14 protein-coding genes and 2 pseudogenes are annotated in these 15,436 nt (G+C 49.0%); 4 read left to right on the top strand and 12 right to left on the bottom strand.

Annotated features, from left to right (window positions below):
- From B3729_RS20660 to B3729_RS20645, 4 genes are all read left to right on the top strand, one after another.
- A partial coding sequence (locus tag B3729_RS20660; protein ID WP_286788877.1) for a hypothetical protein occupies positions 1 to 783 on the top strand: 783 nt, incomplete at its 5' end.
- A complete protein-coding gene (locus tag B3729_RS20655) occupies positions 780 to 1,538 on the top strand; it encodes a hypothetical protein (protein WP_286788876.1) in 759 nt (252 codons plus the stop codon). The genes B3729_RS20660 and B3729_RS20655, both read left to right, overlap by 4 nt.
- A gap of 28 nt (positions 1,539 to 1,566) precedes the next feature.
- Complete coding sequence (locus B3729_RS20650; RefSeq protein ID WP_286788875.1) at positions 1,567 to 2,088, top strand: hypothetical protein; 522 nt, start codon at positions 1,567 to 1,569, stop codon at positions 2,086 to 2,088.
- A gap of 179 nt (positions 2,089 to 2,267) precedes the next feature.
- The gene (locus B3729_RS20645; protein WP_286788874.1) at positions 2,268 to 2,498 is read left to right on the top strand and encodes a hypothetical protein; all 231 of its coding nucleotides are present in this window, start codon (positions 2,268 to 2,270) and stop codon (positions 2,496 to 2,498) included.
- Between the two features lie 431 nt (positions 2,499 to 2,929).
- Here the strand turns inward: B3729_RS20645 and B3729_RS20640 are convergent, their stop codons facing one another.
- The 12 genes and pseudogenes from B3729_RS20640 to B3729_RS20585 form a co-directional block, all read right to left on the bottom strand.
- Positions 2,930 to 3,262 (bottom strand): tyrosine-type recombinase/integrase, encoded by a 333-nt coding sequence (locus B3729_RS20640; RefSeq protein WP_286788873.1) that lies wholly within the window; start codon positions 3,260 to 3,262, stop codon positions 2,930 to 2,932.
- Positions 3,263 to 3,540: 278 nt separating this feature from the next.
- Positions 3,541 to 5,772, bottom strand: coding sequence for an argonaute PAZ domain-containing protein (locus B3729_RS20635; RefSeq protein ID WP_286788872.1), 2,232 nt, complete (start codon positions 5,770 to 5,772; stop codon positions 3,541 to 3,543).
- A 533-nt stretch (positions 5,773 to 6,305) separates the two neighbouring features.
- Positions 6,306 to 6,725, bottom strand: a complete 420-nt coding sequence (locus tag B3729_RS20630; RefSeq protein WP_286788871.1) for a type II toxin-antitoxin system YafO family toxin — start codon at positions 6,723 to 6,725, stop codon at positions 6,306 to 6,308.
- 6 nt (positions 6,726 to 6,731) lie between these two features.
- Positions 6,732 to 7,262, bottom strand: a complete 531-nt coding sequence (locus B3729_RS20625; protein WP_286788870.1) for a hypothetical protein — start codon at positions 7,260 to 7,262, stop codon at positions 6,732 to 6,734.
- 211 nt (positions 7,263 to 7,473) lie between these two features.
- The gene (locus B3729_RS20620) at positions 7,474 to 8,457 is read right to left on the bottom strand and encodes a chemotaxis protein CheB (protein WP_286788869.1); all 984 of its coding nucleotides are present in this window, start codon (positions 8,455 to 8,457) and stop codon (positions 7,474 to 7,476) included.
- A 513-nt stretch (positions 8,458 to 8,970) separates the two neighbouring features.
- Positions 8,971 to 9,381 (bottom strand): response regulator, encoded by a 411-nt coding sequence (locus B3729_RS20615; RefSeq protein ID WP_286788868.1) that lies wholly within the window; start codon positions 9,379 to 9,381, stop codon positions 8,971 to 8,973.
- Between the two features lie 513 nt (positions 9,382 to 9,894).
- A complete protein-coding gene (locus B3729_RS20610) occupies positions 9,895 to 10,173 on the bottom strand; it encodes a hypothetical protein (protein ID WP_192812095.1) in 279 nt (92 codons plus the stop codon).
- Between the two features lie 76 nt (positions 10,174 to 10,249).
- Positions 10,250 to 10,468, bottom strand: coding sequence for a hypothetical protein (locus B3729_RS20605; RefSeq protein WP_286788867.1), 219 nt, complete (start codon positions 10,466 to 10,468; stop codon positions 10,250 to 10,252).
- A gap of 702 nt (positions 10,469 to 11,170) precedes the next feature.
- Positions 11,171 to 11,487 (bottom strand): annotated as a pseudogene (locus tag B3729_RS20600) (hybrid sensor histidine kinase/response regulator); the annotation flags it as partial.
- Positions 11,488 to 12,329: 842 nt separating this feature from the next.
- Entirely contained in the window at positions 12,330 to 12,767 is a 438-nt protein-coding gene (locus tag B3729_RS20595) for a hypothetical protein (protein WP_286788866.1), read from the bottom strand.
- Between the two features lie 1,194 nt (positions 12,768 to 13,961).
- Positions 13,962 to 14,377: pseudogene (locus B3729_RS20590) on the bottom strand (helix-turn-helix domain-containing protein); the annotation flags it as partial.
- A gap of 84 nt (positions 14,378 to 14,461) precedes the next feature.
- The coding region (locus B3729_RS20585; protein WP_286788865.1) for a methyl-accepting chemotaxis protein at positions 14,462 to 15,436 on the bottom strand (975 nt) is incomplete at its 5' end.

Genomic DNA, 15,436 nt, shown 5'->3' with positions numbered 1-15,436 from the left:
TCAAGCACTATCAATGATTCAGGATCTGGCGTCACAAGTGTATTTGAAGCCGTCCAGAGCGAAATACTTGGAGTACTGACCAGGATTCCCGAGCCCGTGATGCTTCTTATACCCCTCATGATTACCGGCATTAAGTTTTGGTCAGGAGAATTTGCATCCGCTTTGAAGATAGGCGTTATTCCGCTTCTGATCATGGTAGGACCCGCAGTTGCCATGAAAGCACTTGGGATTGATGGCCCGTCAAGTTCTGACTCATCGGGCTATGCCACCTTTACTTCGGCGGTTGAGGAAGGACGAGCCCGTGATGTCGAGCATCAGCTCAAATCAATTGCCCAGAGCGGTAAGAGTGTTGATTCGCTCCAGGTTGATTACCTGCTTGCCCAGATGATTGTGCGCTACCACAGCCATCCAGAAGTCAGAGAAGGATCGTTTGAGAAAACCAGAGAGTGGTATCGCTACAACAGTGGTATTGCCAGGCGCTTCGTCGATACTCTGGTCGCCAGGCAAGGACAGGCACTGTTTGAGATTGACGCACAGAACCTCTCCGCCATTGCTCACTTTGTCCATAGCAAGCCATACCCACAGGCAGCGATTGATTATGAAGCCAGCCAAAGCTGGAAGCTGGCGATCCTTGCAGCTTTGGAGAACCTGCTGATCGCTCTACTCGCAGTGCTGCTGGTGCTCAGTACAGGTGTATTCCTCATTAAAGCCATGCTTGAAGGTCGTGCTGATCGCATCCGTAGTTTGTTGGGCGATGTTGTGGAGCAGGAGCAGGCGGTATGAGCCACTTTGACCATCCACTCAGCCCTGATGTAAATGAGCTTGAAGCTCGCAGCCGCCTGCTTAAGCGCAAGGCGCGCCAGCTCTTATGGGCGTTCGGCTGTCTGGCGGCGGTTCAGGCGGGTGTGTTTGTCTTCGGCCTATTGATCAAACCAGCTCACCCGCTGTCACGTGTCGACATACCTCCCAGCCTGATTGCCGTCACAAATGATGGCCAGGCCCCATATACAAACAACAAGACAGACAGGAATGGTTTTGGTGCTGCAGCGCAAGCCGGGAATATTTCAGAGGTCGTAGCTCAACTCAAGAGCGCCCGTTGGAAAGAAAAGCCTGTCGGCCCTCTTGCGGCTGAATACGTGCTCGCGCAGATGATTGTCAGGTACCAGACAGGGCTAGAGCTACCAGAGCCAGTGCGTGAAGCGGACAAGCAGTGGCTTGAGGAAAACAGCAGGGTTGTGAAGCGCTTTGCCGATCAGGTCGTAGGCCGAGAGACGCCACTGCCTTTTCAGGCTGATCCCGAAAGTCTCTATGCGATCGAGCTAGCGGCCTATGGCGAGCCACGCTCGGTCGTAGCAAGGGATTATGCTCAGTCGCATCAGCAGACGTCACGCATACCCGCTCTGCTTTCAGTGTTTGCTGGCGTGTTTTCGCTTCTGATTGCCGCGGGCAGTGGGGTATTGCTTTTATTAGCTGGTTTTCTTAAACGGCGCACCCTGCGTATACGGGCTATTTTGCCCGGTACGAGTTTCTCCCTTTGAGTTGCATCCCCTCAGTCCGAGGAAAACTATGGCCGACTACCTATTGAGTGTTTTTCTGGTCGCACCGATAGCTATCTTGTGGCTGATGCTGTTAATGCCGTCCGATCAAGAGTTAGCGGTAGCATCGATTGAGAGGGAGCGTGAGCGGGTAGCTATACAGGTTTCGAGCAAAAGGAGGCTTAACCAAAGTCTTCACACTCACCGCTTCCTTAAGGGCTGGCTTGCTGCCTGTGTACTGTGGACCGCGCTGGTCGCAGGCGCCACGTACCTGAGCTGGCCAGAGCAGACTCGACCCATGCCTGTACTGCCCGAGCTGCCCAGCCTCGAACACTACGAGCAGGCGTATAGCAGAGCCCTTACAAGGGAATCGTTCTTTGAATTCCATGCCACAGCAGTAAGAAGGCAGAACACCATCCTTGCTACCCATCAGGAATTTGAAGACGGGTATGGAGACAGGATCAAAAGTCTGCTGCTTGTGGTTTTAGCGCTCTGGATAGGCCCCTGTGCAGCGCTTGGAGTAGCCTTAGCACGCATGGAAGGCAGACGATAATGTGAATCTTTGGGGTATCAATTTCTTTCCATAGTTTGGCGACATACATAGGGGGAAAAGGTCTGGTCCATTTGCTTCTACGACGCAGCGGTAAAACCAAGAGGCTGGACGGCTCTACTCTAGAAAGACTTGCTCGTCAGTTGGGCGAGCCCTGCTAAACCTAACCAGAGGGCAAACATGTGAAAACTACCAGCCTTTCGCTCAAGCTCCTCGTCGGGTGGTCGGTTATTGTGCTTTGGGTCATATTGGCCATCTGGGTCGGCATCCGCTATGAAACTGTTTATTTGGCTTACCTCGGTACAACCGCTGCGGGCGACCCTGACCATATTACGCGTTACTTCGCCATCGGAGTCCTGTGTTGTCCAGCCATTGTCATGTCATGGCATGTTCGGGAGTGGCAAGATAGTTAAGGTGGCATGGTGTTTTGGTTGCGATGACTAGCACATTTGCCGGGGCGATGAGACAGTGAGGGACATAGCTTGAACGAAACAACAGTAGTGAACATAGCTAGCGTATGTTTTGTGCTTGCAGTACTGAGCACATACTTTCCTTTGAAAAAGGCCCAGCTTGGTGTCAAAGGGGGACTCGGCATCGGAGAGCTGATCTGTTACGGGAGTTATAGCGTCAGTTTTTTGCTTTTCGCATGGAGTGATTACGCCTCGTTTAACATGACGCCAACACCAACGGATGTTGCTGCTATATGTTTGATCCTTGCCCTAGTGAGTTCGTATTTTCCCCTCAAGAGAGCCTACCTTGGCATCAAGGGAGGAAGTCGTATCGGTGAGATCGTATGCTATGGATTCTATTTTGTTAGCCTTTCTATCGTGGGATGGTCCCAGTTCTACTCGTAGATACGGCTGTTCTGGATGTCTGTTCCGCCATCGACCGGTGGCGAATGACGGGTATCAAGAAAACCGCTCCACTCCTGCATAAGCCCCCTTCTCTTCTCCAGCAGATCTCCACGGTTATAGGCCGCTTCTACCTTGCTGCCCAAGGTATGCGCCAGCGCCATTTCACACACCTCGCGCGGATAGTTCGTGGTCTCCGCCGCCCAGGTTCTGAAGGTTGCGCGAAAGCTATGCGGGACGGCCATGTGAACCTTTAGGGTAGCCAGTACGCGGCCAATAGCATTGCCGGGAATACAGCCTGTGCGGCGGCTGTTGGGAAAACCCACTCGGGATGCTGGCCGATTCGTTAGTGAATGATCTCAATATAAAAATCTAGATTAGAGCAGGGTCTAACTGACCTACGGTAGGCCCTCTACAACTCAGGAATAGTCTTATGGGACTCTACGGACAGTCCTAGATGAATTGGCGAGATTAAAGCGATGCTACAGGAAAAGATTGGTCTAAAGCGTAGCCCAATACCTAAAAACATAAGGTAGCAAACCTTACATTAAGACCAATCCTCCTTGAAAAGCTTACTATAGTTAAATTAGTCAACCTCTCCCTGTTATAGGTATACAGGACATAATCTATCCATCCTGGAAAGATCATCTAAATGGCATTCCTGCCTTAAACTTGCAAATCGGTCTGCATGATGTGTCGTCACTGGTAGGCGAGGATGACGATACAAAGAAGCGCCATGAATCCGGCTCAATAGGATTACCTGTTTGGCTAGAGTATGAAGATCGGTTAAGCCGTAGCGCTTTCTTAAGCGGAGAGGACGAACGGTCACTTTATCTCCCCAAGCTTGTCCCAGGTCCTGGCTGCTATAGGTCGCAACTATCAGTTCGTCTAATCCACTTAATTCGAAAGCGTCTCCTACTTCCGGATTGGAATATATGGCTTTCCCCTCTGGACCTTGGCTCCGACGAAAAAGTGGTGGGCAGCCACTTTTAATCACTTCTAACACATCAATGCCTACATTATGCTTTTGCTCAACGCGTTTGATTACATCCAAAGATTCGTATAAATGTCCATCTCTATGTAGAGTTATCCGTTGAGGTAGGAGACCGTCGTTCGCTCTAACGAAGGCTTGTAAACTACGCTCCAGTAAGTCATGTAGTACTTCATTTTCTACTCGCTCTCCCTTTTGCGCCTCAGCTAATTGCCAGCCAAGTTGAGCTCCGCTCCTTGTAAACAGAAAGGCGGTACCGGGGAGCCTTTGGCCAACTCCCCCAAGATCCAGCCCTATGAAAAGATCTGTATCGCCTGGCATTTCATCAAGTCCACAGATCAAGCCGCCAGCTTTACTGAACAGCCCAGCAGCTAAGTTATTATAATAAGTTTGCTGATAGATACGCGCTGGATGATCTAAGCGCATGAATTGCGTAGCAAGTCCATACCGATAAGCCACATTTCGAATAGCTTGCTTGTTCGCATTTCGGCCTAAAGCAATAAAAAGTAATGCTTCAGGAAGAGTCTTAGACGATAGGCGAGCATCAAGCTCCAATTCATCATTTGCTGAGGGAACCTGCTTCCACCTTGGAGACTCGCTAGACCAGAGCTGGCATATCTTTTCTACATTGTAGAAATGTTGCTTAGCCGCCTGTTGCTCCTCATTTGTTCCACCAATCACTATAGGAACAACAAGCTCGCGTTGCATGCCCCTGAATGCACCATGCTTGGTAACCAGTTTTTCATGATCACCAATCTTATCATTAGCAAACCGCAACCTGATTGGAGGACGAAGGTACTGCACCCTTTCATCTAGATTTCTGACAGTTGTAAGTCCACACGCCAGCTCACCGACCTTTAGATTTTTGATGCGTTGCGCAGCCGCTTCAAGTCGATCAGCAATGGGCCATTTCAGACCCTTAGCTATCCTTTCCAAAAGCTTACCATCGATGCCTTGTAACGTTTCAAAGTCGAACATCGGCTGTAATAAAGTAGCTAAATGTTCAAATGATTCTTTACTACGACCGTAGCTGACTTTCACAACGGATGAGACATACGCTAGGCCTTTCTCGCCAGGCAGGATATTGCCTCGCTGGTCGTGGTAGTCGAATAGACTGATTTTCCCTTGAGCGGTGGAGATCTGGGATTGAGCGGAGCGGCTTTCCTCAATTGCAATAAAATTTGCTGACCCAGGAGCTTTTCCTTGGGATGAATAACGATGCCGTACCCTTTTGATGCTTTCGAGCCACTCAGGCCGGGTCTTGATAACCCAGTCTAACGTTATATGTTCACGTGGAAGCAAACGGTGACGCACCATAAAGCTTACCAACGTACTTCCGTCTGGAAGAACCTCAGGTACAAGTCTCAAACATTGAAAGACGTCTAGAAACTCATTGCGCACCGCTACCCTTGATGAAGCCAGACAATCGATCAATTCAACCTGATAGCCTTGCCCATATTCGGCCTGCATCGCGCCGTTACTTACGTTGGCTAGCTGCCTTGTACCTTGCATTAGACACTGGTTTACTAAGCGTTTGATCGTTTCGCGGTGTAGCTCATTCTCAGAACTTAACGTTAGTTCCCTTTCTCCTTGAACGACACAGTGAACACCTTGCCAGTTTGCTTCATATGCAGACAACGGCCGCATTGTAACGAGCTTAAAGGGTCCAAAATCAGTGATAGCTGTTTGCCGATTCACCCAGCTTAATTGGCTAGCACCTCTTCGGGTAAGCTGAATGGGTTCCTGGTCGCTGGGAGAACTGACAAAGGTTAAATCGTAAACATAAACCGGCAGGCTTCCTAAATTACGCTCAAGCTGAAGTGCAGCTATACCAAGTTTAGACATCCGATAGTCCCTTCTTAACTATTCCATATCACTATCCAATAATATTCACAGAACTCCAAGCATGGACTTCACATTCAAGTAAAGATACTAGCTTGCCAGTATAAGGTCTATTTCGTGAGTTAGTTGCTAGCTTGATGCTTCATAGCTGAAAGAGAGAATGACTATTCATTAAGCTGAATGAGATTACGCTTTGGTGGACGGTGTGTCTGCTATCGTTCTAGGTCTGGTTGGGGGAGGATGGATAACGCTACACCACTACATGGGCAGGGGATCAGCGAGTCCAGTAGCTCTAGGCCTCAGGAAGGTTGACTCGACTTTTTCAATACATTATTAATCACGCCTTGATACCGCTACGTCAGACAAACAATTCAAGGCAGGGATTTTATTTTATCAACTAGTCTATTGTAAGCGCCATGCCGTCGAGCGGCTATTTATATTTCGCTCAAGGTGAAGCGCTGGAGGCTATATGTTTTGAAAGGATTGTCTATCGAGCGTGAACATAGTCCTGCTTGAGGAGAACTTTCAGTAAGTTTCTAATACTCTTCTCGAAAATCTTTGGCTATTCGCGCCAAGTAATTCATCGTTTTACTATCTCTGGCGAGATGATGTGCATTCGGGTGAAATACTGCAAGTAGGCTATATTGATAATCGTCCAACTCGCCTCGAACATACACTAACGCGGTGTCGCTAGTTCTATCATTCCTCGGCTTACTGTGAGGAAACCCGCTAGGAGAAAGATTAAGGTGCAAGTGCATAAGCCGAGAAGAGTATGCCAGGGGCGGCTCGACATAGGGACAATCCCGCCCGAAATAGGATGGCTGATAGTCCCTGTCGCTATCGACATAGCGCTTGAAGTCTCTGATCAACTTATCAATAAGACCTGGATATTGTTTGGCGACTGGAGCAAAAAAGGAATCATAGGTACGCGGATTGATACGAACAATCGCCTTCATTCACTATCAACCAGCTATCTTTTTAAGATTTTCTGTGCCTAGTGCCGCCAAAGCTGCAAGACCGCCAAGGTTAATGTCACTTCGATATGACTCAGCAGGTGCCTGAAGTTGCTTTTTAAAATCAAGTATATCTACGGCTCTTGACCTTATGGAAGCAAGGCATCGAGCGAACGCCTTACGTTCACTGCTAGAAAGCTCGATATTAGTAGCATTACGCACATGATGCTCCAATGACCGCAGCATGTCGACCAATAACGCCATTCGGGAGACATCAAACCTAGCGGCTTTACGGGGATCATTCATGGCTGCTAGCAAGACCTCATCCAATATCTCGTTGAGGACTTCAGCTCCTTCCTGCATATCCAAAAGAACCTTATGAAGATTCAAGGATATCTCTGATCCCTGTATGAAATAGCCTATGTTTGAAACGGGTGTTTCTGCCGACTGGCTGTCGGACGAAATCAGAATAGCCATCGCAGCGGCGGTAGAGGCACCAATTCGGGCAACTGCGCGAGACAGGTTGTCTTCTTTAGTCATATAAACCTCCACGATACGATGTACTTTAGAAACTCATCGGATGACCTGACTGTATCCGAGGCAGGACTATACACTGTTTCGACATCCATTCGAACGTAGGTTCATCGAATGGTCCTTTGAGGCTGTAAGCTACAGCTCGGATTGCGTTCTTGCACAGTATCGAAAAAACACCTAGTCGGCCCAGTGTCTTTTATAGCTCTGGCCCAAACACTTAAATGTTGTGAAGGCGAATCATCTCGCGCAGCCGAGCCGAACATTGTCGTGCCTTCCCTGCCTCTCGTCGATGTCGTTCATATCCCTCTAACTGGCCACTCTTTCGAGCCTGCTCGGCAAGCCGAAGGTGCAAGGCTTCCTTTTCATCGAATACACGGGTTGCAGACCACATGGCCTCTTCAGCCAGCCGCTCCTGAATTTTAGAGAGCATCTCAGCAGAATAGGCATGACCTGCATGACAGCGAAAGTGAAATGGCCCGTTCTGCTTGATCTCAAAGAGTACGCCCCGGCATTCTGGACAACCAAACGGAGAAGGTTCAGCAATAGAGCTCAATTCAGGAATGCCTGAGGATCGCTGCTTGGATACCTGATCTTCTGTCGTTACCCAGTCTACGTTCTGTTGCGACGGCTCGACCGCTTCGTTGGTTAGGCTTACCAGCTTTGCCGCTAACTGGTTAATCGGAAGCCAATAATCGACATAGTTATGGTCAAGCCTGTTGTTAACCATAAAGGGACTGACCGCTTCAAGCGGGTCCTGAGCCAAGGTGATCCCGCCATGGCACTTGATGGCCTCCATGCCCAGCACACCATCTTCCATGTCACCGGGCAAGGTTACGGCTATGACATTCTCTCGAAACTCAATCGCAGCAGAGCGAAACAATGGGTCTATTGAGGGCCGCTCAAAGTTTTCCCTGGGCCCGTACACGATCCGGATCTTCCTGTTCTCAACACGCATATGCCTGTCAGGCCGAGCGAGCAGGATTTCACCTTGAACAAGGGGATCCAGTTCTTTTGCATAGCGGATAGGTAGTTGAGTGTGTTGGGAGAGGATATCAAGTAGCGCCTGCTCGTTGGGACTCATGTGCACCACAACCAGCACGCTAGCCTTTAGATCAGGGGGCAGCTTGGCCAGCAACCAGTGCAGGCCGTTGAACCCTCCTGCAGAGGTGCCGATAACGATCAGTCGATCTACCGATTCCATATCGTCACCGCTTGTAGGCGCCTATTATGGAACAGTATAGACCTTTGATAATCATTCACGGATGTATATTTTCAACAGACGAGCATCTCAAGTTGAGGTCGTGATGTTTCATCGTGCCGGCTCAACGCTCAGTATGCCGGCAGTCCTCCTTCAAGCTCGTCTTGCCATAACCGATAGCTTTAACTCTTCTTTTTATCGAGGTAAAAAATGCAGGAAGAAGACTTCCACAGGCAGATAGTCATGGAGCTTACCCTGGGAAGGCCATTACCCAGCCTATGGGCTAAGGTTATTTCAGAAGCGAAAGGTGATGAAGCCTTCGCTAAAGCCTTGTACCTACGCTATCGTATGGACAGTTTGAAGGCTTTGCATACGAGTTCACCTGATCACCCTCCCCTATCAAATGTAACCCTAAAGAGAAATCATCATCTTTATTTGTTGATCGGTACGACCTTAGTGCTCAGCATTTTCGCAACCTGCATGGTCTTGCTGTAAGCAGCAAACAGACGCGTTTGCTCAACTATCGCCTTTGCTTTTGAGCTCTTCCATTGTCTTATGGCATACCTGTATCAGGTGTTCTAATTTCCAGGGCTTGGACAAGAAAAACGAATGATCCCTTTGTGGTAGATCAGCGCCTGCACAATAGGCAGAGGACAGGACAACATGCAGCTCCGGACAGGCATTTGCTGCAAGACGCGCCAGGTCTATGCCATCTAGGCGTCCCGGCATACGGATATCAGAAACCAGCAGTACAACCTCGTTGAGATGGTTTTGCAGGTAATCCCATCCAGCATCCGCTGTCGAAAATGAAGCAACAGAGAATCCCTCCATCTCCAAGACGTCTCTCACCAATTCACGCACCAGCTCTTCGTCTTCGCAAAGAACCGCGGTAGGAGGCGTTGCGCTGGCGGATTCCAAGGTAGACATAAATGAGGGTCATCAAATTAGCTTCGGCAATGGATTCAAGGACTTGAATTTAGCCAGCCTGTTCCAAGTACCTGACCGGACACCTATTTTGTATAATAATTGCCTTGAATCTTGTACAAAATAGCTAATATGTATAGCTATTTGGATACATGTTCTAAAGTTATTTTAGAAATGACAAAAGCCAGCCATCTCCAGGTTGGACTGAAATGCTCAAAACATTGAGCATTTACAATTCACAGGTGATTAGCCGGACAGGAAAGCTATGGCAGATTTTAGCAGTTTCAACCCAAACGCCTCTTATGAGGTCCGATGTGATGGAATCAGATTTGCTGAGATTCATCAAAGCCGTTTTTTTGAAGGTAAAAGTCGAGACCTCCCTACAGGCGAGATACGAGAGAGCAAGCTCTTTATCAACGGAACACCTGTAGGTGTCGTATCAGGCCTTACCATTACTCGTGTACATGACAGTGTTGTTTTTGAGCTGGTCCCTCTTCCCTGATCCTGGCCTTATCCCTAGCTATTGGATTCTTTCAAAAGGTTTCGGATCTCAGCCTTTACAGCTGCCGCATCCTGAGCCGTCTCGTGCTGCCTGATCGCCCTTTCGCAATCGGTAATAATCATATCCAGAAGAGCACTGTTTGCAATGTGGCTGGGCTTAAGGCTTCGTTTCAGCAGCGTTTCACCTGATTGCGTCCTTACACAAAGCAATGTTTCATCGGCGCTTACAGGCTGAGCCTTGATTTCATAGGTATGATCGAACACCTGAACCAGGCGCTCTATATGACGTCGCAAGGGCATAATCTTTCGAATTATCAATCATCTGGCTATTTGCCAGATAGCTTAGACCAAAGATCTGCCTGATGCCTGTCTAGCTCTGATCAACTGTGCGCCGCTGGTCAGTCTGGGCAAGAGCTTTTTGAATGAAGCCATCAACAACACCTGGTTTATTCAGCTCTTCTACCGAAAGATAGCAGGAACAGATCACGGTGCTTTCTACTGCATGATAGACCGAAAGCAGCATATGACTTTCGGCTAAAGCCTCGTACCTACAGCGCAGCGGGTACAGCTCGCGAGCAACACGTTGCATCACGACACGTAAAGGGTCACTCAAGGTGTCAATTCCACAAAGGCTTAAACATCACTAGATCTAGCTTCGTACCGAGAGGTCGAAGACATAGAAATTTATCATTTCCGATACCCTTTCTGTACGCGAAAAGATGACTGGTAAGTCAACATTTTGAGATCTGCTTATCAAGCAAATGATCGATAGACAAGCGGTTGGAAACCCTGACGAATAAGTGCTGGTCTTTTATTGTGAGCAATAAGGATCTTGCCTGATCCTCTGTTAGCTGCCGCAGGTATGAGTACATGCCCCTATACTGCGGCAGCTCTTTTTAACTGACTCAGGCACATCTCTCACTTAACCTAGACCAATGCATATCGGTTAGAAACGATGATCCCAAACTCTAGCCAATCCCATGATTACCGTTCGTATAGGATCGAGCGACTTTTTGAGCAAGCCATCAACTATCTAGGACCTAAAAGCTATCTTGCTCAGGTTATAGACAGCTATCGGACGTCTATCATGGACGCAGAGGCGACTGCGCTGTTAAGGCTTCAATTGCTGCTTCAAGGTATCCACGAGGCGGGAGGTCTTAAAGATGATCAATTTGAACATCTGGCGGGCATTATCCTTACCGGCCAAACTGAAGGCTGGCTCCTTTAGTTATGATTATAATCCTAGTTAAACACCTTAGCCATCTTCATCCTACCAGCGCTCGGTTTCCATCTATTTCATTAACAGCTCACAAACCCGTAGGGCAAGCGTATCAACCGCAAACGGCTTGGTTAAAATCTGCATTCCCGGCTCCAGACGACTGTTGCCTATTGCAGTGTTTTCAGCGTATCCAGTGATAAGCAATACCTTGAGGCCTGGCCGGACTTCACGTGCTGCATCAGTCATCTCTCAACCGATCATGCCCCAAGCAGGCCAACGTTAGAGATGAGGAGGTCAATATGTATGTCAGAGGCAGGGCCTGAACCCCCAAGCACATCTGTTAGCAGCATACGTATCGTAGGTTCGTCATTCACAATCAACAGCGTCTCGAGTCATGGGGCATTGATGGATATTGCCACGCTCTGTATTCATCGTTTTTTTCTAACGACTGCAATTTCAGAATCAAAGACTTCAAAGCGATAGAATTTACTATCGTCTCATGGTAGCTACTTAAGGATTGTAGCTATTTTTGTAGGCTTTAGAATGAAATAAAGATCACTGCCTGTTTTTAAGTCAGGCCCTATGGCCTATAGCGGATGGCAGAAAATTACTCTGCAAGAGGTATTCTTTCAGGGGACAAATCTACAGGGGCTGCATAGTAATCAGACTCGCACGGATATATGCGCTCGTTACTATTGCTATAGTATATTTTCAGGATGTTCTTTATACCCTGTCTGAAACAGGTCCAATTTAATACTACTCAGAAGGTTCCTTAAGTCATTGATATGGATGACAGGCTAAAACAGTTGCAATCTCGATTTACTGATTACTGCTCCTTTCACGTTGAAAAAACCAAGAATGGCGTTCTAATCCTGGCTACAAGCCATACAGGGGCGCTAGTGAGTAGCTGCTACCTCTCTGATGATCAGGACAGAAATCTTACAGACAGAATGTTGGGCGAGTTTGAGCAAACTCTTATTGTTAAAAGAGCTCGTGGGTAGCATGACTTATTTCTAGAGGGATGCAGGCTACATTGCGAGAGTAGTTGAATGAGCAAGAAGGTAATAAAAGGGTGCCGACAAAATAAAACCGCTCAAGCCAATCTCTTGAGCTAGATAGGCGCAATGGCCAGCAATATCCAGGCGGCAACAACCGAAAACTTTGGTCACGATACATGATAGTGTATCGCTCACTCATTACCGTCTGCCTGCAAAGGGAATTGAGATTGAGCTTAGCGTACCCAGTGTTTCCTGAGCAAAACAACGTTTGAGCCGTTGTCAGGGTCCAGTAGTTTTTGCATACGGTAGGCTGCACAAAGCAATACGAGCGCTCGAATAGTCTCGTTTGTATCGACCTCATTGAGTGGCACCTTCCACTCAAATCGTCCCTCGCCTGGTATGCCGGCAGTGGGGCAGCTGATCCTGGCAACACGACCAGCACTCTCTGAACACATGCCAAAGGTGAGATGAATTTCCATGGCTATCTGAAGCTGACGCGAGTCACCATCATCAAGATGCGGCCGCCATGGCGCAGGCTTGTCCGTTTTGCCTTCCACCAACGGCACTGACCCCTCCTCCATCCAGTCTACGATCCTGTAGCCGCAGCCAAGTGCCGCCAGCTTGAGTTGCCGCTCAAGAGGTAACAGGTAGCTCTCAAGGTCATTGCTCATTGGTGATCTCCTTCTGGCAAACACGCTGGCGTCGTTGAGAAACACTAGCTGTATAAAGCGAGGTAATACGGTCTCGTCGTCAAAAGCCCTGTTTACGTTAACCTCGCTGATCTGACCACCCTTCATGCAGGAAAAGTTACAGGCGGTAGGCTCTAGATCGCGGCTTTAAGCACCGCACCTACACAAACAGAAGGCAGAAATGGGAAGAACGCAGAGGTGATAGAGCTATCATCTTAAAAATGCCCTGCAAAGCAGGGCTAAACCTTCAGAAGTGTCTTTCAGACGATAGGATACTAAGCATTCCATGTTACATTTCTATGAATAGGTTGTCATACGATCACTGCCAAGAGCTTGAGGCGCTGCGCCTTTATAGCTCAAAGAGCAAGTATTGCGTTGTAAGGGATTTACCGATGTACGAGACAGATGCAGACATAGACGATGTGCTCATTCGTCGTGTCGAGTGTGAGGAATGTGATGAGGTAAAGGCATGTATGTATATCCTGCATCCTGAATGCGACACGTTGAGATGGATTTGCCCCGGTTGCATTACTGAACTCCGTCCTGGGTGCCAGTAAGCCAAATTGCAAAGGAAGCAGTCATGCCAGCTCGTTCTGCGAACGTACAAAACAAGGTTCGTCCAGTAAAAGCCAAGGCACGTCGCCTGGCCTGTTACCACTGCGAACAGGTACGCTCCTGTACTCTTCAGTACAATGCTAAAACCTACATCTCTGTCTGGCTGTGCATGGATTGCATTAATAAGTAATAACCATAGAAGTAGATGCATAGCTTAAGCGATCAAGATATGCCCTAGACTACAGGTCGATGACATCGCGAAAAATCAGATTTCTTCATGACTCTGCATACTCTCTACTGACCATCTATTCCCCCCTCCCCAGCAAATAGCTAGTGGGACCGGATCCTTGTAAGTAAGACTACTTATTTGGCCGCAGGTAGGAAGGGTTATGGTATGCACCTCTATCGGAGGAGTATCCATGGCTTAAGTTCTACATAAACGCGCCACGAACACGCACACCTTCCGAGTAGAATGCACGCGTAGCAGGACTCGATCGCGACGCTAAGCAAGCGCTATAGCTTAAACCCCTAGACGGGTTCTCAAAGATGGTGATCAAGTGGCGTAAACGCGATTCGGTTGGTCAGACCTGGCTGGGCTCAATCCAAGGCCTGTACCTAGCCTTTCTCATCGATACAAAGCACCAGAGCCTTATCCGGTGGGTTCAGGTAAAGCCCAACGATGTCATGGGCCTTATCCACGAAGGCCAGATCGGTTGAGCGTTTGAACGTCTGCTCAGGGTGGTGCTTAAGGCCAAACGCTCACCAAATACGTTGCATACATCAGTAGCCCTACTCATGCGGCGCGAACTCCCGTGACTGGCATCCTCAGGCTTGGTTTGCCTGGCCCGGTCGACGACTTCCTGGACCTTTTTGTCGCTGATACAGCTAGGCTGTCCAGATCTGGGCTCATCACTAAGCCCGTCAAGTCCCCATTGCGAAAAGCGAAGGCGCCATTTGAATACGGTCTGAATGGTGATATCTAATCGTCTGGCAATCGATGAGTCAGATTCACCGCTAGCGCAAGAAAAAATGATTTCAGTCCATAGTTTTGTTGTGGTTCACCACACTAACCCCTTCATTCCGCGACCTAACACCTAAGCACTATTCTGCCGGAGGAGGTTTCAACGATTGAAGCGCTCTGCCAGATCACGCAGATAGACTGCCATCTGCTCAAGCTCACCACTGAGCACGGCACCTTGCTGTGACTGCTGAGTGCTGTGATCGGACAACTCGGCAATGCGGGTAATTTGCTGATTGATGTCCTCTGCCACATGGCTCTGCTCTTCTACCGCCGTAGCCATCTGTTGGCTCATGGCCGTGATTCGCATGACCGCCTGGCTGATACCCTCCAGTGCCTCGCGTACAGCTGCCGTGTGTTCTTCACTCTGCCGTGAGGCCTCTTCGCCCTTGGCTGCTGTAGCAACGGCGCGCTGCGCGCCTGAACGCAGGTTCTCGATGATCTGGTGAATCTGCTGGGTAGAATCACGCGTACGTGAAGCCAGCGAGCGCACCTCGTCTGCGACCACGGCAAATCCGCGACCAGCCTCACCTGCCCTCGCTGCTTCAATCGCAGCATTAAGCGCCAGTAGATTGGTCTGCTCGGCAATCGAAGTAATCACATCGGCAACACTGCCAATCGACTGGGTGGAATCGGCAAGCTCACCCACTGCCTGTCCAATTTCACTCACGGCGCCAGCCAGCTGCCTCATGGAGGCTAAACTCTCATCCGCCACGTCACGACCATGCAGGGCCAGCGACTCCGCCTCGCCAGCAGCCTGAGCCGTCTGGTTAACGTTTTGAGAAACCTCCTGAATGGTGGCAGACATTTCATTGATTGCGGTGGCTGACTGGTCGGTCTCATGGCGCTGACGATCAAGCAACTCGGCTTGAGCACGTGCAAGACGCGACGACTCTGCTGCCTTGCTCTGCACGTTGTTGCCGGTATCCACCAGGCGAGTCAGTGCCGTTTGCAAGCGTGACTCCTGGCTTTGCAAGGCGAGGTCCATCTGGCCTGCCGCGCCAAACTGGTTACTGTACGTAGGCGCAACGATGGCGCTGGTAAACATCTTCGGATTGGCCTCGAAGATCTTTTCAAT

Source organism: Pseudomonas sp. UBA3149 (genome assembly GCF_002364655.1).
Classification (GTDB): domain Bacteria; phylum Pseudomonadota; class Gammaproteobacteria; order Pseudomonadales; family Pseudomonadaceae; genus Chryseomonas; species Chryseomonas luteola.
Note: the sequence above shows the minus strand (reverse complement) of the source record. Positions and strands in the feature narration are given on the sequence as shown.